The sequence below is a fragment of the Streptomyces sp. NPDC001816 genome (assembly GCF_042892235.1).
Taxonomy (GTDB): Bacteria; Actinomycetota; Actinomycetes; order Streptomycetales; family Streptomycetaceae; genus Streptomyces.
Map to the genome: position 1 here is coordinate 1081741 of NZ_JBIATY010000001.1, position 24428 is coordinate 1106168.

22 protein-coding genes and 2 pseudogenes are annotated in these 24428 nt (G+C 70.3%); 14 read left to right on the forward strand and 10 right to left on the reverse strand.

The annotated features are described in order from the left end of the window. Positions 1-8: 8 nt before the first annotated feature. The 3 genes from ACFYZZ_RS04935 to ACFYZZ_RS04945 all read right to left on the reverse strand — a co-directional run bounded on the left by ACFYZZ_RS04935 (position 9) and on the right by ACFYZZ_RS04945 (position 2696). Entirely contained in the window at positions 9-821 is an 813-nt protein-coding gene (locus tag ACFYZZ_RS04935; RefSeq protein ID WP_389171601.1) for an SAM-dependent methyltransferase, read from the reverse strand. A gap of 57 nt (positions 822-878) precedes the next feature. After that, positions 879-1742 carry a helix-turn-helix domain-containing protein gene (locus tag ACFYZZ_RS04940; protein ID WP_389171603.1) on the reverse strand — a complete coding sequence of 288 codons (864 nt, stop codon included), beginning with the start codon at positions 1740-1742 and terminating at the stop codon, positions 879-881. A 96-nt stretch (positions 1743-1838) separates the two neighbouring features. Next, on the reverse strand, positions 1839-2696 hold the full coding sequence (locus tag ACFYZZ_RS04945; protein ID WP_389171606.1) for a helix-turn-helix domain-containing protein: 858 nt from the start codon (positions 2694-2696) through the stop codon (positions 1839-1841). A 68-nt stretch (positions 2697-2764) separates the two neighbouring features. On the opposite strand from ACFYZZ_RS04945, the gene ACFYZZ_RS04950 reads away from it, so the two are divergent. The 4 genes and pseudogenes from ACFYZZ_RS04950 to ACFYZZ_RS04965 all read left to right on the forward strand — a co-directional run. Next, positions 2765-3841, forward strand: coding sequence for an ADP-ribosylglycohydrolase family protein (locus ACFYZZ_RS04950; RefSeq protein ID WP_389171608.1), 1077 nt, complete (start codon positions 2765-2767; stop codon positions 3839-3841). Positions 3842-3889: 48 nt separating this feature from the next. Further along, positions 3890-4195 (forward strand): 4a-hydroxytetrahydrobiopterin dehydratase, encoded by a 306-nt coding sequence (locus ACFYZZ_RS04955; RefSeq protein WP_386576030.1) that lies wholly within the window; start codon positions 3890-3892, stop codon positions 4193-4195. Between the two features lie 5 nt (positions 4196-4200). Then, complete coding sequence (locus tag ACFYZZ_RS04960) at positions 4201-4977, forward strand: class I SAM-dependent methyltransferase (RefSeq protein ID WP_389171611.1); 777 nt, start codon at positions 4201-4203, stop codon at positions 4975-4977. Between the two features lie 30 nt (positions 4978-5007). Beyond that, positions 5008-5555, forward strand: a pseudogene (locus tag ACFYZZ_RS04965) (rhamnogalacturonan lyase); the annotation flags it as partial. 119 nt (positions 5556-5674) lie between these two features. Here ACFYZZ_RS04965 and ACFYZZ_RS04970 read toward each other — a convergent pair. Beyond that, positions 5675-6403: a TetR/AcrR family transcriptional regulator C-terminal domain-containing protein gene (locus ACFYZZ_RS04970; protein WP_389171613.1), complete on the reverse strand. Its 729-nt coding sequence runs from the start codon at positions 6401-6403 to the stop codon at positions 5675-5677. Positions 6404-6514: 111 nt separating this feature from the next. On the opposite strand from ACFYZZ_RS04970, the gene ACFYZZ_RS04975 reads away from it, so the two are divergent. Together ACFYZZ_RS04975 and ACFYZZ_RS04980 are read left to right on the forward strand one after the other, a co-directional pair. Beyond that, entirely contained in the window at positions 6515-7648 is a 1134-nt protein-coding gene (locus tag ACFYZZ_RS04975; protein WP_389171615.1) for an FAD-dependent oxidoreductase, read from the forward strand. A gap of 54 nt (positions 7649-7702) precedes the next feature. Next, a complete protein-coding gene (locus tag ACFYZZ_RS04980; protein ID WP_389171617.1) occupies positions 7703-7906 on the forward strand; it encodes a hypothetical protein in 204 nt (67 codons plus the stop codon). Between the two features lie 19 nt (positions 7907-7925). Here ACFYZZ_RS04980 and ACFYZZ_RS04985 read toward each other — a convergent pair whose 3' ends face one another. Then, complete coding sequence (locus ACFYZZ_RS04985) at positions 7926-8831, reverse strand: LysR family transcriptional regulator (RefSeq protein ID WP_389171620.1); 906 nt, start codon at positions 8829-8831, stop codon at positions 7926-7928. Between the two features lie 140 nt (positions 8832-8971). Here ACFYZZ_RS04985 and ACFYZZ_RS04990 point away from each other — a divergent pair, with 140 nt between their 5' ends. Continuing rightward, the gene (locus ACFYZZ_RS04990; protein WP_389171622.1) at positions 8972-9790 is read left to right on the forward strand and encodes an inositol monophosphatase family protein; all 819 of its coding nucleotides are present in this window, start codon (positions 8972-8974) and stop codon (positions 9788-9790) included. A 41-nt stretch (positions 9791-9831) separates the two neighbouring features. Then, on the forward strand, positions 9832-10428 hold the full coding sequence (locus tag ACFYZZ_RS04995) for an NADPH-dependent F420 reductase (protein WP_389171625.1): 597 nt from the start codon (positions 9832-9834) through the stop codon (positions 10426-10428). Positions 10429-10531: 103 nt separating this feature from the next. Here ACFYZZ_RS04995 and ACFYZZ_RS05000 read toward each other — a convergent pair whose 3' ends face one another. Continuing rightward, positions 10532-11125, reverse strand: a complete 594-nt coding sequence (locus ACFYZZ_RS05000; RefSeq protein WP_389171628.1) for a TetR/AcrR family transcriptional regulator — start codon at positions 11123-11125, stop codon at positions 10532-10534. A 124-nt stretch (positions 11126-11249) separates the two neighbouring features. Here ACFYZZ_RS05000 and ACFYZZ_RS05005 point away from each other — a divergent pair, with 124 nt between their 5' ends. After that, entirely contained in the window at positions 11250-12359 is a 1110-nt protein-coding gene (locus ACFYZZ_RS05005; RefSeq protein ID WP_389171630.1) for an FAD-dependent oxidoreductase, read from the forward strand. Positions 12360-12608: 249 nt separating this feature from the next. On the opposite strand, the pseudogene ACFYZZ_RS05010 reads toward ACFYZZ_RS05005, so the two are convergent. After that, positions 12609-13329: pseudogene (locus ACFYZZ_RS05010) on the reverse strand (xyloglucanase); the annotation flags it as partial. A 298-nt stretch (positions 13330-13627) separates the two neighbouring features. Further along, positions 13628-16543, reverse strand: coding sequence for a glycoside hydrolase family 48 protein (locus tag ACFYZZ_RS05015; RefSeq protein WP_389171633.1), 2916 nt, complete (start codon positions 16541-16543; stop codon positions 13628-13630). A gap of 261 nt (positions 16544-16804) precedes the next feature. Here ACFYZZ_RS05015 and ACFYZZ_RS05020 point away from each other — a divergent pair, with 261 nt between their 5' ends. From ACFYZZ_RS05020 to ACFYZZ_RS05035, 4 genes are all read left to right on the forward strand, one after another. Further along, positions 16805-18280, forward strand: a complete 1476-nt coding sequence (locus ACFYZZ_RS05020) for a cellulose binding domain-containing protein (protein WP_389171635.1) — start codon at positions 16805-16807, stop codon at positions 18278-18280. A 39-nt stretch (positions 18281-18319) separates the two neighbouring features. After that, on the forward strand, positions 18320-20044 hold the full coding sequence (locus tag ACFYZZ_RS05025) for a glycoside hydrolase family 6 protein (RefSeq protein WP_389171636.1): 1725 nt from the start codon (positions 18320-18322) through the stop codon (positions 20042-20044). 141 nt (positions 20045-20185) lie between these two features. Then, entirely contained in the window at positions 20186-21094 is a 909-nt protein-coding gene (locus tag ACFYZZ_RS05030; protein WP_389171639.1) for a class I SAM-dependent methyltransferase, read from the forward strand. Positions 21095-21208: 114 nt separating this feature from the next. Next, positions 21209-21910: an SDR family oxidoreductase gene (locus ACFYZZ_RS05035; RefSeq protein ID WP_389171642.1), complete on the forward strand. Its 702-nt coding sequence runs from the start codon at positions 21209-21211 to the stop codon at positions 21908-21910. A 13-nt stretch (positions 21911-21923) separates the two neighbouring features. On the opposite strand, the gene ACFYZZ_RS05040 is transcribed toward ACFYZZ_RS05035, so the two are convergent. Then, positions 21924-22619, reverse strand: a complete 696-nt coding sequence (locus ACFYZZ_RS05040) for a glycoside hydrolase family 75 protein (RefSeq protein WP_386576020.1) — start codon at positions 22617-22619, stop codon at positions 21924-21926. A 189-nt stretch (positions 22620-22808) separates the two neighbouring features. Here ACFYZZ_RS05040 and ACFYZZ_RS05045 point away from each other — a divergent pair, with 189 nt between their 5' ends. After that, positions 22809-23420 carry a hypothetical protein gene (locus ACFYZZ_RS05045; RefSeq protein WP_389171645.1) on the forward strand — a complete coding sequence of 204 codons (612 nt, stop codon included), beginning with the start codon at positions 22809-22811 and terminating at the stop codon, positions 23418-23420. Between the two features lie 108 nt (positions 23421-23528). Here ACFYZZ_RS05045 and ACFYZZ_RS05050 read toward each other — a convergent pair whose 3' ends face one another. Further along, a complete protein-coding gene (locus ACFYZZ_RS05050) occupies positions 23529-24365 on the reverse strand; it encodes an aldo/keto reductase (protein WP_389171648.1) in 837 nt (278 codons plus the stop codon). Between the last annotated feature and the right edge of the window lie 63 nt (positions 24366-24428).

Here is a 24428-nt window from a genome sequence, read left to right on the forward strand (position 1 = left end):
CGTCCGGTTCAGGGCTTGCGCGCCACCCCCGCGTACACCGGCACCACGCCCTCCGCCTGCGCCGCCACGTCCTCCGGCTCCGGGCGCCACCCGTGCACGGGGATCACCCCCGGACCGAGGAGTTCCAGGCCGTCGAAGAACCGCCGGAACTCGGGCAGCGTACGCGGGTGGAAGGGCGTGCCGCTCCTGCGGAACAGCTCGGCGGCCCGGGCCACCCCGTCCGGGCTGAGGTCCTGCGTGACCTGGGACAGGATCAGGAAGCTGCCCGGCGCGAGCCGCGCGACATAACGCTCGACCAGGCCGTACACGTCGTCGTCGGCATCATCGAGATAGTGGGTCAGCGCGACCAGGGACAGCGCCACCGGCCGGTCGAGGTCGAGGCTCTCCCCGGCCCGCCGCAGGATCGTCTCGGGGTCCCGGACGTCGGCGTGGACGTACTCCGTGCCGCCCTCGGCGGAGCCGTGCAACAGCGCCTCGGCGTGCCGCAGCACGATCGGGTCGTTGTCCGCGTACACCACCCGGGACTCCGGGGCCGCGCCCTGCGCCACCTGGTGCAGGTTGGGCTCGGTGGGGATGCCGGTGCCGATGTCCAGGAACTGCCGGATCCCGGCCTCGGCCGCCGCCCGCACGGCACGGTGCATGAACCGGCGGTTGGCGCGCGCCCCGCGCACCGCCGTGCCGTCCGCGGCCAGGATCTTCCGGGCCAGCTCCTCGTCCACCGGGTAGTTGTCCTTGCCGCCCAGCCACCAGTCGTACACCCGCGCCGGGTGCGGCCTGCTGGTGTCGATCACGGTGGGTGGCGCGGCGTCCGGTCCGGTCATGCGGTGTGTGCTCCTTGGCTGGTCGCAGGGGTGTCGGAGGTTTGTTTCGCAGGGGAGTCAGAAGGTCTCGCGGTACTCCCGGAGCAGCTTCATCGTGCGCTGCGCGGAGGCGGCCCGAGCCGTCATGTGGTCCAGCACCTCCAGATGCGCCGAGACCTCCCGGCGCGAGTCCAAATACAGGGCTCCGGTCAGGTACTCGGTGAACACCATGTCCGGCAGCTCCGGCTCGGCGAACCGGAACAGCGTGAACGGGGCGTACGTCCCCGGGTGCGGGCCGGCCGCGAACTCGGCGATCTGCAGGGTGACCCGGTCCCGCTCGGCGTACTCCAGCAGCCGGTCCAGCTGGTCGCGCATCACCTCGGGCCGGGTGCTCACCGGACGCCGCAGCACCGTCTCGTCCATGATCACCCACAGGTGGGGCGGATCGTCCCGCTCCAGCAGCCGCTGCCGCTCCATGCGCAGCGACACATGCCGCTCGACCGTGTCCGGGCCGGTCTGCCCTATCGTCCCGGCCTCCATCACCTCGCGCGCGTACTCCTCGGTCTGCAGCAGGCCGGGCACGAAGTGCGGCTCGTAGGAGCGGATGATCCGGGCGGCGCCCTCCAGGCTCACATACAGGCTGAACCAGTCGGGCAGCACGTCGTGGAACCGCTGCCACCAGCCGGGCTGGTTCGCCTCCTCGGCCAGCCGCACGAACGTGGCCGACTCCTCCTCGGGCACCCCGTAGGTGGTCAGCAGCACCTGCACGTACGGGATCTTCAGCGCGACGTCGGCCATCTCCATCCGCCGTACGGTCGCCGACGCCACCCGGAGCACCCTGGCGGCCTCCTCGCGGCTGAGGCCGGCCGCCTCCCGCAGCTCCTGCAACCGCTTGCCGAGCACCACCTGGCCCACGGTGGGCGCAGCCCGCCGCTCACTCACGCCACGCCCTCCCCTACGCGCCGAAGTACGCGGGCAGTCTGTCATGCGCCGCCGTTTCGCACACGCGGTCGAGGGGAGTCGGCTCGGGAGAGATCGTCAACCGGCCAGGGTGTGCAGGTACTTGGTGGTCGCCGGGTCCGCGGGCAGGAACGTCTCGATGGCGAGTTCGGCGACCGTGACGTCCATGGGCGTGTTGAAGGTGGAGATCGACGACACGAATGACAGGATCCGGCCGTCGTGCTCGATCTGCATCGGCAGCGCGAAGTACGGCACAGGCTCGGCCGGTTCGTCGCCGGGCGCTTCCTCGGGCACCGGGTAGGCGGCCACCTCCTCGTACAGGGCGCGCAGTTGGTCCGAGCGGTGCAGGGCGATCTCCCGCTCCATCTGCGCCAGCAGATGCCCGCGCCACTCGCGCAGGTTGCGGATGCGCGGCGCGAGCCCCTCCGGGTGCAGGGTCAGCCGCATCGCGTTCGGGGCGGGCATCAGCAGCTTCTCGGGGACGCCCTCCAGCAGCATCGTGATGCCCCGGTTGGCGGCCACCACGGTGTACCCGGCGTCGACCACCAGCGCCGGATACGGCTCGTACCCCTGGATGAGGCGCTCCATGCCGTCGCGCAGCGCGTCCAGCGCCGGGTCGTCCAGCGGGGTCTCCGGGTAGTGCGGGGCGTAACCGGCCGCCAGGAGCAGGGCGTTGCGCTCACGCACCGGCACGTCCAGGTGCTCGGCCAGCCGCAGCACCATCTCCTCGCTGGGCCGGGAGCGGCCGGTCTCGATGAAACTGATGTGCCGGGCGGAGGAGTCGGCGCGCAGCGCCAGCTCCAGTTGCGAGACCCTGCGCCGCTCCCGCCAGGCGCGCAGCAGCGGGCCGATGCCCTTGTCGGCCTTCTCGGCCTTGTCTGTCTTGTCGGCGGGGGTGGCGGCGGATGCGTTCGGGCCGGTCGCGACAATGGTCATACGGACGACCGTAGTCGAGGAGCCCGCCCGGCGACCGCAACCGGGCACCGGAGTTGAGGAGCACCCGCATGAACCAGCCGTGGAAGCCGTCCTGGGAGGCCGCGGCGGTGTACCGGTCCAGGGTCCGCGGCTGTCTGCTCGGCGGAGCCGTCGGTGACGCCCTCGGCTACCCCGTCGAGTTCGCCTCCCTCGACCGGATCCGCGTCTCCCACGGCGAGCACGGGGTGACCGGCCTCGTCCCCGGTGCGTACGGGGTGGTCGGCCGGATCAGCGACGACACGCAGATGACCCTGTTCACCGTCGAGGCCCTTGTCCAGGCCCATGTTCGGGAGCGGGAGAAGGGGATCGGCGGCGGCTGGGCCCTGCTGCTGCGCCAGGCGTACGAGCGGTGGCTGCAGACCCAGTCGAAGCCGGGCCCCGAGGAGGCCGAACCGCAGCCCGCCGGCGGCCTGCTCGCCGAGCCCTGGCTGTACGCCCGCCGCGCCCCCGGCAACGCCTGCCTGTCCGGGGTCGCCCAGATGTACGCGCCCGACCCCCAGCTCCCGCTCGACGGCAGGCCCGGGCAGGTCAACCCGGACTCCAAGGGCTGCGGCGCGGTGATGCGCTCGGCCCCCTTCGGCCTCGTCAACCCCGCCGACGCGGCCTTCGCCATGGCCGCCCGCGGCGCCCAGATCACCCACGGCCACCCCACCGGCTACTACGCGGCGGGTGCCCTGGCCGCGATCGTGGCCCACCTCGTCGCCGGGGACTCCCTGGAGGGCGCGGTGCTGCGCACCCTGCGGCTGCTGGAGCGCCACCCCGGCCACGAGGAGACCTCGGCCGCCCTGCGCGAGGCCCTCGACCTGGCCGCGGACGGGTCGCCGACCGCGGAGAAGGTCGAGTCCCTCGGGGCGGGCTGGGTCGCCGAGGAGGCCCTCGCCCTCGGCGTGTACTCCGCCCTGGCGAAGCCCCGCGTCAAGGACGCCCTGCTGCTGTCCGTCAACCACTCGGGTGACAGCGACTCCACCGGTTCGATCTGCGGCAACCTGCTCGGCGCGCGGCACGGCGACGTCGGCCTGCCCCACGCCTGGGTCGAGCGGATCGAGGGCCGCGCCCGCATCGCCGCACTGGCGGACGACCTCGCGGCGGAGCGCGTACGGGGCTGAGCGTGGCAGGCTGAACGCGTACCAGCCCGCCCTGAAGGGAGACCGCTCGTGGCCGTCGAACCGCTGTCGCAGAAGGAGATCGAGGACCGGCTGGCCGAGCTGCCCGGCTGGTCGGTCGAGGGCGACCGGCTCACCCGCACCTACCGGCTCGGCTCGCACTTCGCCGCCACGGCGCTGGTCGTGCACATCGCCCGGATCCAGGACGAGCTGGACCACCACTCCGACCTGACCCTCGGCTACAACACCGTCTCCCTCAGCGTGAACACCCACAGCGCGGGCGGCGTCGTCACCGGGAAGGACTTCGAACTCGCCCACAGAGTGGAGGACATCGCCCCAGGCCACGGGTCACACTGAGCGGTGTGCTGGACTACGACAAGGAAGCCGACGCCTACGACGAGTCCCGCGGCGGCGAGCCGCGCGCCGAGGCCGCCGCACACGCCGTCCTCGGCCTGATCCCCGACCGGCCGGGCCGTCTCCTCGACGTCGCCTGCGGCACTGGCATCGTCACCCGGCGCCTGGCCGCCTCCCGCCCAGGCCTGCGGGTGACCGGCGCGGACCTCGCCCCCGCCATGGCCCGCATGGCAGCGGCCCGCCTGCCTGGCGCGGTCCTGCTGACCGACTCCCGCCGGCTGCCCTTCGCCGACGCCACCTTCGACGCGGTCACCAGCATCTGGCTGCTGCACCTGCTGTCCGACCCCGCCGACGTCCGCGCCGTCGTCGCCGAGTGCGCCCGTGTGCTGCGGCCCGGCGGGGTCTACGTCACCACCGTCGACAAGGCCGCCGCGCACGACGTCGGCAGCGACATCGACACCGTCCTCGCCCCGCGCCCCCGCCGCCCCGCCCAGGACGCCGCCGAAGTCCTCACCGCCCACGCGGCCGAGCACGGGCTGCAGCCGGCCGGACAGGCCACCTTCCCCGGCCTCGGGCAGGGCCGCAGCCCCCGCTCCACCATCGCCGACCTGCGCCGCGGCTGGTTCACCGTGCTGCCGCCCGGCGACCCCCGCGCCGACGGGTTCGCCGAGCGACTGGCGGCCCTGCCCGACCAGGACCGCCGCCGGGCCGACCCACGGTTCAGCGTGCGCTCGTACCGGAAGCAGGCGGCAACTCCCGGGCAGGCGGCGGCAACTGACACGTGACCCCGTCCGTCCTCCCGGGAGGTACGGCACGTGAAGCACCCGCACCCCCACCGCAGAAGCCGCAGGGCCGCCCTCGCGGCGGCCGCCACGGCGGCGCTGATCGGCGCCGGCCTGGCGACCCTGTCGACCGGCTCCGCCGAAGCCGCCACCGCCCGGCAGGTCGAGAAGCTCGACCGGGGCCTGGTCAGCGTCCACACCGACAGCGGCAACCTGGTCGGCCGGCGCCGGCTCGGCACCGACCCCGACGACGTCTCCTTCAACGTCTACCGCGCCGGCACGAAGGTCAACCCGGCCCCGATCACCGGCTCCACGACCTTCTTCCACGCCGGCGCCCCCGCCCAGGCCGACTACACGGTCCGCGCGATCGTCGGCGGGGTCGAACAGCCCGACTCCGAGCACGCGATCCAGTTCCGCAGCGGCTACAAGGACGTACCGATCAGCCCACCCACGAGCGGCCCGGGCCCGACGGGGTGTCGTACACCTACGAGGCCAACGACGCCTCCGTCGGCGACCTCGACGGCGACGGGCAGCTGGACTTCGTCCTCAAGTGGCAGCCGACCAACGCCAAGGACAACTCCCACCGAGAGGTGATCGACGCTCGTTTCTGGGAATCGCGCTGTGTCGGGGGTTCAGCGCGCCGAGGCCGGCGCCCGGGTGCGGAGTTCCCTGATGCCCCCCAGTTGGCGCTGTCGAATCGTCAGGGTCGGACTGGGAGGTTGGCCTCCCATCCGTCGAGAAGTCGTTCGAGTCCCAGTTCGAAACCGCGCTCGGCGCGGTCGGCCGCGTGGGGAAGTTCGGCATCACGAATGACGCGGGCGAGGAGTGGATGGCGCCCGGCCTTGACGACTTTGTCGAGGTAGGGCGCGTGGGCGTCCATCCATTCCTGGTTGCTGACTCCGGAGCGTCGGACGGCTTCCTGTTGGGCGAGTTCGCCTATGGCGTAGCCGCGAACGAAGGCATGCAGCGTATTGACGACGGTGATCATGACGTCGATGTCGAAGCCAAGGGGATCGAGGGCGGCGAGTGCGTGTTCGGTGGCATCGAGGGAGTTCGGTCCAAGTGATGGGCGCCCTGCCGCGAGGGAGGTCATCCAGGGATGCCGGTGGATGGTGGCCCGGGAGCGATAGGCCAGTGTCCGCAAGTCGCCGCGCCAGTCGCCGGTGGGGGCAGGCGGGCCGCCGTCTTCGGCCGCTACGGCGTCGAGCATGAGATCGAGCAGGTCGTCTTTGGACGCCAGGTAGCGGTAGAGCGAGGCTGTGCCCGTTCCCAGTTCCTTGGCGACGCGCCGCATGGACAGTGCGTCGATGCCCTCGGCGTCGGCGATCGCGATGGCGGCTGCGGTGATCTCCGCCCGGGTGCGTGAGGGTGCGGGGCCTTTCGCGGCCCGCTCAGGCCGGTTCCAGACCACCGTGTGAGCGTCGTCCATTGGGTTTCCCTTCACGCTACTGCGCTCACCGTTCGCAGTAGTGCTATCGTGGCGCCATTACTGCGAACACTGTACCCGAGTAGAGCGTGTCCAGCCGAAAGGGAAACCGCCATGAACACTCACGTCACCATCATCGGCGCCGGGCTCGGCGGCCTGACCCTCGCCCGGGTCCTGCACCTGCACGGCATCCCCGCGACCATCTACGAAGCCGAGACATCGGCGGACACCCGCACGCAGGGCGGCCAGCTCGACATCCACGAGTACAACGGGCAGCTCGCCCTCGAAGCGGCCGGCCTCACCGACGAGTTCCGCGCGATCATCCACGAAGGCGGCGAGGCCGTGCGCGTGCTCGACCAGCATGGCGCGGTCCTGCTTGACCAGCCCGACGACGGCACGGGCGGGCGCCCCGAGGTGCTCCGCGGAGACCTGCGTCGGATCCTGATCAACTCGCTGCCCGGCGAGATGATCCAGTGGGGACACAAGGTCACCGGTGTCCGCCCCCTCGGAGACGGAAGGCACGAGCTGACGTTCGCCGACGGGCCGACCGTGACGACCAGCCTCCTCGTGGGCGCGGACGGCGCCTGGTCGAGGGTCCGGCCGCTGCTGTCCGACGCGAAGCCCGAGTACGTCGGCACGTCGTTCATCGAGACCTACCTGTACGACGCCGACCAACGCCACCCCGCAGCGGCCAAGGCCACCGGCGACGGTTCCCTGTTCGCCGTCACGGCCGGCAAGGGGATCCTCGGCCATCGAGAGGCCCACGCCGTTCTTCACACCTACGTCGCGCTCAACAAGCCGCAGGACTGGATCGCCGCCATCCTCGCCAGTCCCGAAACGGCGGCGGCCCAGCTCGCGGCCGAATTCACCGGATGGGCGCCTGAACTCACCGCACTCATCACTGACGGGGAAACCGTCCTCGCCCCGCGCCCGATCAGCGCCCTGCCGATCGGCCACCGGTGGGACCGCGTTCCTGGAGTGACGCTGCTGGGCGACGCCGCCCACCTCATGTCACCGTTCGCCGGGGAGGGCGCCAACCTCGCCATGTTCGACGGCGCCGAACTCGGCAAAGCCATCGCCGCACACCCCGACGACATCGAAGCCGCCCTTGCGGAGTACGAGCAGGCCCTTTTCCCCCGCAGTGCCCGGTTCGCCGCCGAATCCGACAAGAACCACCAGCTCATCTTCGGCGACAACGCCCCCGCCGGCTTGCTCAACCTGCTCACCGGCCAGGAGCCGACCGAGTGAGCAGGGCCCACAGATCCGCGATCGTGAGCCGCAGGCGTCGGTCTGGCCGCCCCCATGGCCGGCATCCGCACGGACAAGCCGCTGCTGACGTTGAAGCAGATCGCCGCCGCGTTCGGCGACGTGCCGAGCGACCGCGCCGACGTTGGGGCGTACCGCTCCAGGGAGCGGACGGAGGCGTGGTGGGAGCGGGCCAGCAGCATTGGGGGTGGAGGCAGCCAGGAGACCGTCAAGACGTTGGTCGCGTGGGCGTATGGGTGAAGCGGCCGGACGGCGCCGACTACGACGCTCCGCACATGGCCAGCGCGGTTCGCGCCAGCCCGCGCAGCCAGGTGTGGGCGTGGTCGGTGTCGTAGCGCTGATGCCACGACAGGTATATCGGTGCCGACGGCAGTTCGAGCGGGAGGGGGAGCACGACCAGGCCGAGGTCGGCGACCGCTGACCGTGTGGTGGCTTCGGGGACGCTGATCAGGAGATCGGAGCCGCGCGCGAACTCCAGCGCGGCCGCTTCCGTGGGCGCGGTCGCCACCACGCGGCGGGTGAGGCCGAGCCGCGTGAGGGCGTCGTCGAGGGCATTGTTGAGGTTGCCACGTCGAGAGACGGTGACGTGCTCAGCGGCGGCGTACCGCTTTGCGGTGACGGTCCTGACGCGGGTGAGGGGGTGCCCCTGCCTCACGACGATGACGAGGCGGGTCTCGCCCACCTTCTCGGCTCGGATGTCCGGTGCGCTCGGGCGGTTGGCGTTCGCCTCCAGGTCGACCTCGCCGCGCCGCAACTCGGGGGTGTCGATGCTCGATTCCGCGACGAAGCGCAGTCGCACGCCCGGCGCCTGTCCGCGCACGGCCGCGAGCAGTGCGGGGCCGCTCAGGGCGACCAGTGAATCGTGCCAGCGCAGTGTGAACGTGCGCTCCAACGTTGCCAGATCGAGTTCACGGCTCGGTGCCAGCACCCCTTGGACCTGGTGCAGCAGCTCGTGCACCTGCTCCCGGACGGCGATCGCGTACGGCGTCGGGGTCATCGTGCGGCCGGTGCGCACCAGGATCTGATCCCCGGTCGTGCGCCGAATCCGGCCCAGACTCCGGCTCATCGCGGGGGCGGTGACGTGCAGGCGCGCCGCCGCCCCGGCCACACTGCCCTCCTCCAGCAGCGCGTCGAGCGCGGCGAGCAGATTCAAATCCAATTGCATGTGAGTAATCCTAACCGTGCTTGACATGCATTTGAAGTTAATCAAAGGGCTGCATACCGTTGAGACGAAAGCGCAAGAAGTAACGCGCAGTTCGGCCCTCGACCGGCCTCATCACCCCCTCCTCACACGGGAGTACCACCATGTCCGAAACGCTTCAGACCACCGATGTCGCCGCCTCCGACGCCGACCTGCTCGCCCAGACCGCGATCGCCGTGCGCGCGGCCGGTTCGGCGCTGCGCGAGCGATTCGGCGAGGTGGTCCGCTACCAGAGCCGCGAAGAGCTGATGAGCGCGCTCGCCGCCAACGACGAGATGGCCCTCGACATCCTGCGCCCCCGCCTCACGCGGCTGCGTCCGGACGCCGGCTGGGTGGAGGACGAGCTGGACGGCGGGGCGCTGCCGCCCGGCGAATGGTGGGTCGTGGATCCGGCCGAAGGCAACGTCAACCACCTGCACGCCCTGCCGGAGTGGGCGGTGACCGCGACCCTCGTGCGTGAGAACCAGCCGGTGCTCACCGCGGTCCACCTGCCATTGACCGGCGAGACCTACACCGCGCTTACCGGCGAGGGCGCCTACCTCGACGGCCGGCCGCTGCACGTCTCCCGGACCGCGGACCTCGGCCTGAGCATCGTGGCCACCAGCCAGGCCCGGCCGGACGAGGACGAGAAGGTCGTGCGGCGCGTCGGCTCCTCGATCACCGCCATGCTCTTCGACGCGCTCGTCGTCCGCACCGCCGTGCCCGCGACCCTGCACCTGCTGAACGTGGCCGCCGGCCGGATCGACGCCTTCTGGCAGTTCGCCGGCGCCCGCGCGGACCTGCTGCCCGGGGCGCTGCTCGTCACCGAGGCCGGCGGACAGATCTCCGACGCCGAGGGCCGCCCCTGGACCCCGCAGAGCGAGAGCTTCCTGGCCGCCGCGCCCGGCGTCCATGCCGAGGCCGTCGCCACGCTCTCACGCTGACCGCGCACCACAACCTGCACGCACGGAAGGACCAGATCATCATGACCACGATCGCAGTTCTCGGAAACGGCCGTGTCGGCGGCAACCTGGCCACAGCCCTCACCCGGGCCGGGCATGAGGTGACCGTGGCGGACCGCGCGCCGGGCGCCGCCGCCGACGCTGCCCGGACAGCCCAGATCGTCATCAACGCCACCCCGGGCGCCGGCTCGCTGGACCGGCTCGTCGCTCTGCGCGAGGAACTGCGCGACAAGATCCTCGTCGACGTCTCCAACGCCACCGTCGACGGACCGGACGGACTGCCCGCCGACCTGATCTACCCCGGTTCAAGCCTCGCTGAGCAACTCCAAGACGCGCTCCCCGAAACGCGCGTCGTCAAGACGCTCAACACGATGCTCTACACGGTGATGACCGCGCCCGCCGCGCTTACCCAGCCGCCGACCGCCTTCCTCTCCGGCCAGGACCCGCAGGCCAAGCAGGTCGCCCGCGGACTGCTCGCGGACCTCGGCTGGCACCAGGAGTGGATCACGGACCTGGGTGGGATCGAGACCGCGCGGGCTGCTGAGGCCGCGATCCTGTTCGTGCCGCACGTGATCCGATCCAGCGGATTCGCGCCCTTCGCAATCTCGATCGCTCGCTGACAGCCGGACCCGCCTCTTCATGACACATGACCGTAAGACGTGGCGAGTTGGTGGGTCCGGCCAACTACGTCACACGGCCCTCTTCTCGTCCTCGCAGGCCGGGTCAGTCGCTCGGATGGGAGGCCGCCCAGCCGTGTTCGAGCAGTGCGAAGGCCTCGTCGGCGGCTCGGCGCGGTTCGGCATGTCGCAGGATGAGGCTGCGGGCCTCGAGGGAAAAACGGGCCAGGGCGGCGCAGCTGACGTCGTCCTCGGGGGCGCCGACGGCCTCGGCGATGGCCCTCGTCAGGGCCGCTTCGTGGCGCGTCCACATGCGCTGGGCGTAGTCGCGCAGCGCAGGAGTTTCCTGTACCAGGCGTGTGAAGTCGGCGAAGCGCGGGTCCGTGGCGTGGACGGCGAATTGGGTCTGTTTCAGTAGGAGATGCTCGCGCAGCGCCTGCGGGATCGACTGGTCCGGGGGGCGCTCACACACGGCGGCGACGAGTGCTGCTTCCAGGTCGTCGTCTTGGTCGAAGACCAGGGCTTCCTTGCAGGAGAAGTGTTTGAAGAGGGTGGTCACCGAGACGTCGGCGTAGTCGGCGACGTCTTTGACGCCGACCTGGTCGTACCCGCGTTCGAGGAAGAGCTCAAGTGCGGCGTCGGCCAGGGACTGGCGGGTCTGGGCCTTCTTGCGCTCGCGGCGCCCGGTTGGTTCGGTCACTCGCACACCGTATCTCGACGTGCATCCGCTATGAAAGTGTAGTGATTGCACTTATTGAGTGAGTGTGCTTTCTTGGTGATGCCTGGCCTCCCGGCGGCTCATCCACCTCCCGAGGGACACTCCCATGAACTCTGCTCGTGATCCCCGCATCGCGATTGTCGGCGCCGGCCTCGGCGGCCTCACCTGCGCCCGAGTCCTGCAGCAACTCGGCCGCTCTGTCACCGTCTTCGAACGCGAGGCCTCCGCCGACGCCCGCCCGCAGGGCGGCACCCTCGACATGCATCCCGACACCGGCCAGGCCGCCTTGAGTGCGGCGGGGCTCCTCGACCGATTCCACGCCCTCGCTCGCCCAGAAGGAGATGAGTGGCGCGTGCTCGACTTCGCCACCGCCGCCCTCCTGGCGCAGCAGGGGCCGTCCGCCGACGGCGGAAGGCCGGAGATCGACCGAGGCCAGCTGCGCGGTCTGCTCCTGGACTCGCTCGCTGACGGCACGGTGAGGTGGGACCGCGCCGTCAGCGGGGTCACCCCGCTGGCGGACGGCACCTGCCGGCTGCTCTTCGGTGACGGCACCGCCGAGGACTTCGATCTGGTGGTCGGTGCCGACGGCGCCTGGTCACGCGTCCGCCCGGCTCTGTCGCACGCCGCGCCCGGCTACACCGGCGTCACCTTCGTCGAGACCGGATTCGACCACTGCGACTCCCGCCATCGCGACCTCGCGCGGCTGGTCGGCAACGGATCGATGCTGGCCAAGGGCGCCGGCAGGTCCTTGGTCGCTCAGCGCAACAGCAACGGCCACATCCGCGCCTACATCGCGTTCCGCGCGCCGCAGGACTGGCACGTGGCCGCCGGTATCGACCTCGGCGACCAGCGGGCCGTGCGGACGCACCTGCTGAGGATGTTCGACGGCTGGGACGACAGCCTGCGCTACATCCTGCGGAACAGCGACAACGGGTTCATCAACCGGTCCCTGTTCGTCCTGCCCGCCCCGCACACCTGGGACCACGTTCCCGGCGTCACGCTGCTCGGCGATGCCGCGCACCTGATGCCCCCGGTTGGGCTGGGCGCCAATCTCTCCATGCTCGACGGCTCCGACCTCGCCCACGCCCTCGTCACCGAATCCAGCGTCGACGACGCCGTCCGCGCCTACGAGAGCATCATGCTGCCACGCTCGATCGTGGCCACGACGGGCAGTGCGCAGGGACTCGACCACCTCGTTCCCGCGACGGCCTCCTGAGCCGACTCCACCGCCCCCGGTCCCTCGGCCGCGCCCGCGTCGAAGGTCGCCGCGCACTGAAGGGAGGCGCTGAACCAGTTCTCGCTGTTCTTCGAGGGGCGGCTCAGCATCCAATGACCCCACGGCACTTACACAAGGTCACTGACACGCCCAACCGGCACGTCCAGTGGCCGGGGAACGGCGGCAGCCCGAGCCCACCGGCCCGGGCCGACCGGCAGCCAGGTGTGGAACGAACCATTGGATCGAGCTGCCGACGGTTCGCGGGTCGCCCGTGATCGCCGCGCCCGTCCAACCCCACTGGTGGGCGTCGTCGTTGATGCGCGTCCAGGTCGCGCCCTTGTCCGTGGAGCGGAAGATGCCGCGTAGGCCGCCGATCTTCGCGCTGGTGTAGAGGGTCTGGTACGAGGCTCCCGTCGCCGCCTTGCCGAAGCCGATGGTGTCGGCCTGGTCGACGTTCGACAGCTTGGTGAAGCTCGCCCCGCCGTCCGTGGAGTGCCACAGGCCGTACGCGCCGTCCGTCGCCCCGCCCGCCAGCCACACGTCACCCTTGGTCCCGGGCAGCGCCTTGAAGCGCACGTTGTCGCCGCTGGGGAGACCGGTCGCCAAGGAGGCGGTGAAGGTGGGGCCGCCGTCCGTACTCACGTAGAACTTCCCGGACTTGAAGCCGTAGAAGGTCTTCGGGGCGACCCGGTCCGACTCGACGATCGCCCGGGCCGGGATGCCGCTCGACGCCGACCAGGACGAGCCGAAGCCGGTCGTGTACTGCACGCCCGTACCCGCCGGACTCCACACGAACCGGCTGCCGTCCGACGCGGCCGCGACCGCGCCGCCACCGCTCACTCCCGAAGGGTCCGTCCCCGCGAACCAGTTGGCGCCGTCGTCGGTCGAGAACGCGATGTGGGCCCGAGTCCAGGTTGCCCACGCGGACCACCGTGTTCGGGTTCGTCTCGGCGAATCTCGGAGCGGTTGAACACGATCCCGGGGACGAAGCCGCCGCCGTCGATCCGGGCGTTCTTCCAGGTGTACGTGTCGGCGGCGAGCGTGACCTGCGCGGTGCCGTCGGCGACAAGTGCGGGCGGGCTGCCCGCGAGCAATCCGGCCGCGAGGGCAAGCACGGCGGTGAGGATGCGGGTTCTTCGCACGGTGGGGGTCCTTCCACGAGGTGAACGTGCGACGACCGGGCGACCCCCTGTGCGGGTGGGGGCCGCCCGGCCCGGTCGACCCCGTCGCCCTGTGACGGGGTCGTGCACGCGGAGCGTCAGCGGGGCTTATTCGAGAAGCTCCGCGTACGAGCCCATGGCCAGGGCGATGTCCGCCTCGGCCCAGAAGCGGTGGTACGTGAAGACGGGCGCGGCGCCGCCCTTGAGGTAGGCCTCGATCTTCGACCAGGCCGGGTCGTTCTTGTAGAAGGACCGGATCGAGGAGAACGTCGAGGAGGAGTTGATCGCGTCGCCGTTCGGCATCTTGCCGCTCCAGCCGCTCGGCACGTACACGCTGTCGCCGAACCTGCTGTAGTCGCTGCGGGTCTCGGGGACCGCGATGCCGAGGCTGTCCTGGTAGTTGGCCCACATGCCGTCCAGCAGCGCCTTCGCCGTCGACTTCGCCGTCGTGTCACCGGACTTGGCGGCGTAGTAGGTGAGCGTCTTGGCGTAGGCGGCCGTCACGCCGACGTCGTTCGTGTAGTCGGCGACGGTGACGTGAAGTCCGCTGTTGCTGCCCGGGCTCGACGCGTTCCAGGTGTCGGGCCGGCCCGACCACTGGAGGGTGGAGGGGATCCGGTAGGTGCCGTCCGGGTTGATCGTGGTCTTGGACAGCGCCCACTTCACCCACTTGTCGAGGACTGCCTTGGCGGTGGCGTTCCCGGTCTGCTGGTAGTACTCGGCGACCCGCTCCATCGACCAGGCCTGGAACCCGAACCACTGGTTCGAGGGCGGGTCGTGGTAGACGGGCTGCCAGTCGTAGTACATGCCGTAGAACGTCGACGTGCCCGCCGGCGGGGTGGCGTACCGGCCCTGCCAGCTGTTGGTCGCGCCGCCCGCGATCGCGCCCTCGGACGACTGCAGCCACTGGTAGAACTCCAGCTGTCGCTGCAGCGACTTGCCCCAGTCGGCCGCGCCGGTCGCCGACTTCGGCTTCAGGTCGGCGTACGAGCTGAGCGCGTAGGCCGCGAGCGGGTTCTGGTAGCCGCCGTGGACATGGCTGGAGCCGATTCGCCAGGCCCAGCCCGCGCTGGTGTCGGTGGCGCCGCCCCAGGCGTAGTACCAGGACAGCAGGTAGTGCGAGGCGTCCTTGCCGGTGCCGGCCGGGCAGGACGAGGCGCCCACACAGTTGCCGATCTTCTTGAAGTACTTGTCGTACATCGCGTACCGCAGGTAGTCGCCCATCTTCGCCGCCTTGCCGACGGTGGCCGACACGTCTGCGCCCTTGCCCTGCGCCTTCGCCCATACGTCGGCCCAGTACGCGGCCTGCACCGCACGCGCGTCGGCGTCCGGGGCGTCCGTGTACTTCCACTGCCTGGCGTAGGAGGAGTCGCCGGTGAACAGGTCCAGATAGCCGTTGGTGCCGCCGTACTTGAAGGCGTCGCAGGTCGGCTGCGGGACGGTCTCCCAGACCGACTCCTGCGCACCGCGCTGGAAGGTGTTGATGTACGACGGCCCGGTGGCCGTCGGTCCCGCCTCGCACTTGCCGGGCTCGTTGCCGTAGCCGTAGACGTTGTCCACGTCCTGGATCCAGTGCATGCCGTAGACGTCGTCCGTGCCGTAGGCCGACTTCAGCTCGCCGGCGATCGGGTCCGGGCCGACCGACACCGAGGTGTCCAGCTTCGCCGGATACTCGTTCGGTGTGTCCAGCTCCGGGGCGTACGTCGCCGGCTTCGAGGCGTTGTAGAAGGAGCTCGTCGGCTGGTCGGCGTGGGTGGGGATCATGTACTTCTCCATGAGGTCCCACGCGCCGTTGAACTTCGACCAGTCACCGGTGACCTTGCCGTACATGGCCTGCAGCCAGAGAAGGTAACTGTAGGCCTCCGACGTGGTCTCGTGGCCCTGGTCCGGGGCCTCCACGATCAGCGTCTCCACCGAGTGGTAGGGGATGCCCTCGGGGGAGAAGTAGCCGTTCGCCGGGCTGGTGATCTTCCCGTACAGGTCCAGGAAGCGGGCGTCGTACGCCTTGGTCGCGGCCAGCTCGGTCACCGTGACCGTCGCCTTGGTGTGGCCGGTCGCCGAGGCCGTGAAGGTGGCGCTCCCGGTGCCGGAGGCGTCGGCCGTGATCGTCACCGGCTGCGCGGTGCTCCAGTTCGACGGGGTGAAGGTCAGCGAGGAGCCGGCGGTGACGGACAGCCCCGTGTTGCCGTCCGTGCGGGCCACGCTCACCGTCACGTTCGCACTCGGCTGCGTCGACAGCTTCACCGAGAACGATCCCGTCTTGCCCTGCTGGATGCCCAGCTGGGTCGGCGAGACCACGACGGCGGGTCCCGAGGCGACCGTGATACCGACCGGCGTGGAATCGGCGGAGGCCCCGAGACTGTCGTACGCCTTCGCCACCAGCGAATGACTGCCCACGGTCAAACTGGAGACCGAGAGCGAGTACGGCGCGCTCGTGTCGGTGCCGAGCAGCGTGGTGTCGTCGTAGAACTCCACCTTGCTGATCGTCGCGTTGTCGGCCGCCGCCGCGGTCGCCGCGAGCGGCACCGCGTCCCCCTGTGTGTAGACCGCACCCGCGCCGGGGCTGGTCAGCACGGTGACCGGCGGCTGGTGCGCACCGGCGCAGGTGGTGCCGTTGACCGCGAAGGAGGTGGGGGCGGCGTTGGTGCCGCTGTAGGTGAACTGCGCCCCCGTGGAGACCGCGGCTCCGGCGGCGATCGTGCCGTTGTACGAGGCGTTCTGCACGGTCATCGTCTGGCCGGACTGGGACCAGGTGCCGTTCCAGCCGTTCGCCAGCTTCTGGTTGCCCGTGTAGCCGTAGGTCAGGGTCCAGCCGTCGATCGCGGCCGTGCCGCGGTTGGTGATCGTGAGGTCGGCGGTGAAGCCGGAACCCCAGTCGTTCGTCTTGTAGTCGACGCTGCACTGGACGGTCGCCGCGTGCGCGGCCGTCGTACCGGTGGCGAGCATCGTCAGGGGCAGGGTGAGCGCGGCCAGTGCGGCGGTCCACCACCGCCGCGCGGCTCTGCGTCTGCGTCCGGGATCCATGTGCTGGTTCCTCCTTGCGGCTTGCGGCTCGGAAAGAAGTCAAGGCTTGAACCAGTGGGAGCGCTCCCATAGTGAGGATGGGGGTGAGCGCGGTCAAGGTGCTTGAAGAGTCGAAAAGATTCGACGTGCTCCGTTGAGGAAAAGTCAGGCAACTCCCCTGGGCAACCAAGCCACTTGGCGCTACCTTCCTCCGCACCAGTGGGAGCGGTTCCATTCAGTCGACGCGTCCGTCACGGCGCGCCAAGCTGCAAGGAGTCGCTCATGCGACACCCCCCGCGTTCAGTACTTTTAGCCGTCGCCGGTGCGGTCGCGCTGCTCACAAGCGTGGTCGTCCCGGTGGTCACGGCTGAGGGAGCCACGCCCGCCTGCACGGTGGAGTACGCCGTCACCAGCCAGTGGGACACCGGCTTCCAGGGCTCCGTGAAGATCACCAACAACCGTTCCGCACTGACCGGTTGGCAGCTCGGCTTCGACTTCGCGAGCGGTCAGAAGGTCACCCAGGGCTGGAACGCCAAGTGGTCCCAGTCCGGCACCACCGTGACCGCCGCCAACGAGAGCTGGAACGGCGCCCTCGGCACCGGCGCGAGCGTCAGCGCCGGGTTCCTCGGCTCCTGGTCGGGGAGCAATGCCGTTCCGACCGCGTTCAAGCTCAACGGCACGACATGCAACGTGGATTCCGACCCGACGACACCCCCGCCGACCGATCCGCCCCCGTCCACCGGCACCGCGCCCGCCCTGCACGTCTCGGGCACCAAGCTCGTGGACGCAGCCGGCAAGTCCCGTCGTCTGCTTGGCGTGAACCGCTCCGGCGGCGAGTTCATGTGCGTGCAGGGCTACGGCATCTGGGACGGCCCGGTGGACGACGCGGCGATCAAGGCGATCGCCGACTGGAAGGCGAACGCCGTCCGCATCCCGCTCAACGAGGAGTGCTGGCTGGGCCTCTCCCACATCAAGCCCGAGTACGGCGGCACGAACTACATCAACGCCGTCAAGGACCTGGTGGCCCGCGTCGAGGCGCACGGCCTGACCCCGATCCTCGACATGCACTGGTCCTACGGCCAGTACACCGGCAACTCCGCCGGCTGCTCCGACGTACACGCCACCTGCCAGAAGCCGATGCCCGACATGCAGTACGCACCGTCCTTCTGGGCGTCGGTCGCCGGCACCTTCAAGGACGACCAGGCGGCCGTGTTCGACCTGTTCAACGAGCCCTACCCGGACCGGGCGACCGCCGGCACGACGGACGCCTGGAAGTGCTGGCGGGACGGCGGCACCTGCCCCGGGATCTCCTACGAGGTCGCCGGTGTGCAGGATCTCGTCGACAGCATCCGCGGTGCCGGCGCGAAGAACGTCATCATGGCCGGCGGGCTCGCGTACTCGAACGACCTGAGCCAGTGGCTGACGTACAGGCCCACGGATCCGACCGGCAATCTCGCCGCCGCCTACCACGTCTACAACTTCAACACCTGCGCGAGCGAGAGCTGCTGGAACTCCACGCTGGCCCCGGTCGCGGCCCAGGTGCCGCTGGTCGCCGGCGAGATCGGCGAGAACACCTGCTCGCACGGCTTCGTCGACCAGGTCATGAAGTGGTTCGACGACCGCGACCTGTCCTACCTCGGCTGGACCTGGAACACCTGGGACTGCTCCTCGGGCCCGTCCCTGATCAGCGCCTACGACGGGACACCCACCGCGTTCGGCATCGGGCTGCGTGACCATCTGCGCGCCCTCAACCCGTAAGCGCCGGGCAAGACTCACGGAAGAAGGAAACCCGCACTCATGAGTCGTACCAGAACGTCACTGCTCGCCGCCCTCGCACTGGTCGCCGGGGCCTTCGGGACGGCGCTCACCGCCGCGCCGGCCGGCGCCGCCACCACCTCCGTCCCCTGCACCGTCGACTACAAGGTGCAGAACCAGTGGGACACCGGCTTCACCGCCGCCGTCACCGTCACCAACAACGCGGCCGCGAAGTCGAGTTGGTCGGTGAAGTGGTCGTACGCCGGAAACCAGCAGGTGACCAGCGGCTGGAACGCCAAGATCACCCAGAGCGGCACGGCCGTCACCGCGAACAACGAGTCCTACAACGGCACGCTGGCCACGGGCGGTTCGGTCAGCTTCGGCTTCAACGGCTCCTACAGCGGTACCAACGCCGTACCCACCACGCTCACCCTCGACGGCGTCACCTGCAACGTCGACGACGGCGGCAGCGGGGGCGGTGGAGGAGGCGGCGGGAACGGCGGCGGCACCGGCACCCGCGTCGACAACCCCTACGCCGGCGCCAAGGTGTACGTGAACCCGGAGTGGTCGGCGAAGGCCGCCGCCGAACCGGGCGGCAGCCGCGTCTCCAACCAGCCCACCGGCGTCTGGCTCGACCGCATCGCCGCGATCAACGGAGTGGGCGGGAGCATGGGGCTGCGCGCCCACCTGGACGCGGCCCTCGCCCAGAAGGGCAGCAACGAAGAGGTCGTCCAGCTGGTCGTCTACGACCTGCCGGGCCGGGACTGCTCGGCACTGGCCTCCAACGGCGAACTCGGCCCCACCGAGATCGACAAGTACAAGACACAGTTCATCGACCCGATCGCGGCGATCCTGTCCGACCCCAAGTACGCCTCCCTCAGGATCGTCACCACCATCGAGATCGACTCGCTGCCCAACCTCGTCACCAACACCGGCAGCCGTGCCACCGCCACCCCGGCCTGCGACACCATGCTCGCCAACGGCAACTACGTGAAGGGCGTCGGCTACGCCCTCGCCAAGCTCGGCGCCATCCCCAACGTCTACAACTACCTCGACGCCGGCCACCACGGCTGGATCGGCTGGGACGACAACTTCGGCGCGGCCGCAGGCGTGTTCAAGCAGGCCGCCACCAGCGAGGGCGCGACGGTGGACGACGTCCAGGGCTTCATCACCAACACCGCGAACTACAGCGCCCTGAAGGAGAACAACTTCACCGTCGACGACAGCGTCAACGGCACCTCGGTGCGCCAGTCGAAGTGGGTCGACTGGAACCGCTACGTCGACGAGCAGTCCTTCGCCCAGGCCTTCCGCAACCAGCTGGTGTCGGTCGGCTTCAACTCCGGCATCGGCATGCTGATCGACACCTCCCGCAACGGCTGGGGCGGTACCGCCCGCCCGACCGGACCCGGCCCGAAGACCAGCGTGGACACCTACGTCGACGGCGGCCGCTACGACCGCCGTATCGACGTCGGCAACTGGTGCAACCAGTCCGGCGCCGGCCTCGGCGAGCGTCCGCAGGCCGGCCCGGCCGCCGGGATCGACGCCTACGTGTGGATGAAGCCCCCGGGCGAGTCCGACGGCTCCAGCAGCGCGATCGCGAACGACGAGGGCAAGGGCTTCGACCGCATGTGCGACCCGACGTACACGGGCAACGCCCGCAACGGCAACAGCATGTCGGGCGCCCTGGCGAACGCACCGCTGTCCGGACACTGGTTCTCCGCCCAGTTCCAGCAGCTGATGCAGAACGCCTACCCGCCGCTGTCCTGACCGGATGAGCCCGCCGGGGCCGGTCCTCCAGCGACCGGCCCCGGCGGGCGCCAGCCTGCTTTTGCCGGACCCGCAACACCGCTGGCCCGCGGCCGGTGCGCCGTCGCACGCTGACTGCATACCGACGAGAGGCTGGGCACCATGGCGCACGACCACCACCACGAGCACGACCAAGATCACCGCCACGGGCACGGGCACGGGCACGGCACCGACATCGACTGGGCCGAGATGGCACCGCACCTGGAGACCCAGGCGGAGCTGTTCACCCCCGTCTACGAGCGGGCCATGGCCTGGCTGGCGAAGGAGGTGACCGAGCCGGGGCTGATCGTCGACGCGGGCAGCGGCCCCGGCGTCGTCGCCTGCCTGTTCGCCGAGGCCTTCCCCGGAGCGCGGATCGTGGCCGTCGACAGCACCGAGCCGCTGCTGGAGCGCGCCCGCGAGCGCGCCGTACGACAGGGCGTGGCGGACCGCTTCGACACCCTCGCCGGTGAGCTGCCGGGTGTGCTGGACGAGTTGGAGTACCCGGCCGATCTGCTGTGGGCCAGCCGCAGCCTGCACCACCTCGGCGACCAGCGGGCCGCGCTCGCCGCGTTCGCCGCCCGGGTCGCCCCCGGCGGCACCATCGCCCTCCTCGAAGGCGGCCTCCCCTCCCGCTTCCTGCCCCGTGACATCGGCATCGGACGCCCCGGACTCCAGGAGCGGCTGGACGTGGTGGAGGCGGAGTGGTTCGCGCGGATGCGGGCCGACCTGCCCGGCTCGGTCGCGGTGACCGAGGACTGGCCGGCTCTGCTGACCTCGGTCGGTCTGAAGCACACCCGCACCCGCAGCTTCCTGCTCGACCTGCCGGCCCCGGCGACCGACCGGGCCCGCGCCCATGTGGCCGCCTCCCTGACCCGGGTGAGTGAAGCGGCCGCCGAGAGCCTGGACGCCGAGGACCTGGCCACCCTGGACCGTCTGCTCGACCCGGCCGACCCGGCGAGCGTGCACCGCAGGCCGGACGTGTTCGTCCTGGGCGCGTACACGGTCCACACGGCGGTACGGCCGGTCTGAGCACCCGCCGCCACCTCCCCTCGGTGCCGTACTGCCGTACCTGTGACGGGACTTGACTTGGAGAACGCTCGAAGTGATGGACTGCGGGCGTTCACCGACACACAGGGGGAAACCATGAACGACGCTCCGGTCGCGCTCATCACCGGTGGCGGCAGCGGTATCGGCGCCGCCGTCGCCCGGCAGCTGCTCGACGCCGGGTACCGGGTGACGGTCACCGGGCGCGGGGAGCAGCGGCTGCGGGACTTCGCCGACAGCCTGGGCAATCCCGACGAGCTGCTGACGGTCACCGGCAGCGCGTCGGCCTACGAGGACGTACAGGACGCGGTCGACCGCACGCTCAAGGCGTACGGCCGACTGGACACCGTCGTCGCCAACGCCGGCTTCGCCACGCACGACACCGTCGCCGACGGCGACCCGTCCGGCTGGACCGAGATGGTCCTCACCAACGTACTCGGCCCCGCCCTGCTCGTCCGGGCCTCCGTCGACGCGCTGAAGGAGACCGGCGGCCGGATCGTCCTCATAGGCAGCGTCGCCGGGTTCGTGCACGGGCCGGGCAACCTCTACGGCGCCACCAAGTGGGCGGTCACCGGGCTCGCCGAGAACACCCGGCGCCAGGTCACGGAGTTCGGGATCGGCGTCACGCTGGTCGCCCCCGGCCGGGTGGAGACCCCGTTCTGGGACGGGCTCGGCAGCCTGCCCCCGGGGCATCTCCTGACCGCGGACCAGATCGCCGACTCGGTGGTCTGGGCGATCCGGCAGCCGGCCGGGGTCGACGTCAACACCGTGGTCGTACGTCCGCTGGGGCAGCCCAACTGACGTACGCACGGCATCAGTTGTTCGCCAGGAACTGCTTGGCCAGCTGGTCCCCGAGGGAGACGGCCGCGCTGTGGCTCTCGATGGGGGAGACCTTGGAGTTCTTGAACAGGATGTACGTCACGCCGGAGTCGGCCCCGCCGGTGGCCGGGTCGGGGTCGATACCGAGCGCCTTGGCGGTGGCGTACGAGGCCTCGCCGATGATCTTCGTGGGGCCGGTGTCGCCGACGACGGCGTACTCGACCTTGTTGTTGTAGATGACGGCGACGACACCGCCGCCCTTGATGCCCGCGCCGGAGTAGTTCCAGATGCTGCTGGAGCTGGGCACCACGACGTACGGCAGGGACTCCGCCTTCAGCGGCTTGCCGTCGGACTGGTGGAAGGCGGTGTCGTCCTGGTACCAGGGGTCGCGGTTCTCGTTGCAGTTGGTGGTGCGCTGGCCGTCGCAGTCGATGTCCATGTCGGCCTTCCAGAACACCGCGCCGTTCTTGCCGCACACGGGGACCGTGGCCGAGGTCTCGTCGTCGGTCTTGTACTTGCCGTGGGAGATCTGCGAACAGGACGTCACCTTGGCCAGCAGGTCGGCCGCGCTCACCGAGCCCTCCTGGGCGGAGGCGGGTGCGGGGTCGCCCGAGGCGTTGGCGGGCAGCACTCCGGCGGCGAGGAGGGCGGCCCCGGAGGCCGCGGCGAGGGTCAGTGTTCGAAGACGCACTGTGGAGGACCCTTCTGTTAGGAAAGTTTCCTTACCGGGTGCCGTACAAGGTGGCCCCTGCCGCATGTCCTCGTCAAGTCCCTGCGGGGAAGTCGCGCAGGCTGGGCCGTTTGCGGCGACTTCGCCACCGGATGCAGTGAATTGCCCCCCGGGGAACACTGGTCATGTCGAACCGGGAGGTGAATCGTCATGTTCGTACGCACCGTCTATGTGACCGGCGACCCCGCGAAGATCGACACGGCCATCAGAGCCCTCAACACGGAAGGGCGCGAGCTGCTCCAGGAGCGTCCGGGATACTGCGGAGCCGGGGTCTTCGTGGACCGGGACCTCGGCAAGCTGCTGGGCGTGAGCTGGTGGGACACGGCCGAGGCACGGCACAACAGCGACGAGGTCATGCAGCTGCGCAGGCAGGCCATGCTCGGGCCGTTCGCCGGCACGCTGACGGTGGAGAACTTCGAGGCGGTGGTGTACCACCCCCTCCAGCCACCACGCATGGGCGGCGGACTGCGCGTCACGCGGGTGGAGTTCGACCCCGCGGACATCGATCTGGTCGTCGAGACGTTCCGGTCGACCGTGGCTCCGCGCCTGGAGACGCTGCCGGGCCTGGCCACGATCGGCCTGCTCGTCGACCGGGAGCGCGGTACGGGCCAGGCCTACGCGCTCTTCGTCGACCGCGACTCGATGGTGGTCTCGCGGGCCGGCCAGGCGGCCGCCCGGCACGAAGGTGTGGCCAAGGCGCAGGTGAACGTCGTCGGCCTGGAGGAGTTCGAGGTCGTGCACACGGACGTGCACGCCGGCTGACCGGGCCCGCGCCGGTGTCCGGACAGTCCCCGCCGGCGCGGAAGTTCAGGAGAACGGCCGTCCGCCCTGCTGCTCAAGCAGGGTGAACGGCCGTTCGCGGGGCGGGTGTCAGCCCATGTCGAAGGTGGCCGGGTCCGGACCGAGACGGCGGTCCTCGTTGAGGGCGCTGATCGCCGCCAGGTCCTCGTCGTCCAGGCTGAAGTCGAACACCTCGATGTTCTCCTTGATCCGCGACGGCGTCACGGACTTCGGGATCACGACATTGCCCAACTGGAGGTGCCAGCGCAGCACGACCTGGGCCGGGGTGCGGTTGTGCTTCTGGCCGATGGCGACGATGGCCGGCACCTCCAGCAGGCCCTTGCCCTGGCCGAGCGGCGACCAGGCCTCGGTCCTGATGCCCTGCTCCGAGTGGAACGAGCGCGCCGCGCGCTGCTGCAGGTGCGGGTGCAGCTCGATCTGGTTGACCGCCGGGATGACCGAGGTCTCCGCGATCAGCCGCTGCAGGTGCTCGGGCAGGAAGTTGGAGACACCGATCGCCTTGACGCGGCCTTCGGCGTAGAGCTTCTCGAACGCCTTGTACGTGTCGAGGTACTTGTCCCGGGACGGCAGCGGCCAGTGGATCAGGTACAGGTCCAGATAGTCGAGACCCAGCTTCTCCAGCGACGCGTCGAACGCGCGCAGCGTGGAGTCGTACCCCTGGTCGCTGTTCCAGAGCTTGGTGGTGACGAAGACGTCCGCACGGGGCAGGCCGGAGGCGGCGATGGCCTTGCCGGTGCCCTCTTCGTTGCCGTAGATCGCGGCTGTGTCGATGCTGCGGTACCCGGCCTCGAGCGCCGTGGCGACGGCCCGCTCGGCCTCGTCGTCCGGCACCTGCCAGACGCCGAAGCCCAGCTGGGGCATCTCGACGCCGTTGTTGAGGATGATCGGGGGGACCTTGCTGCTCACGAGCTTCTTGATCCTTCGGTTGTCGACAGGTGGTACTCCCATCGTCAACGATCACGCGCCGAC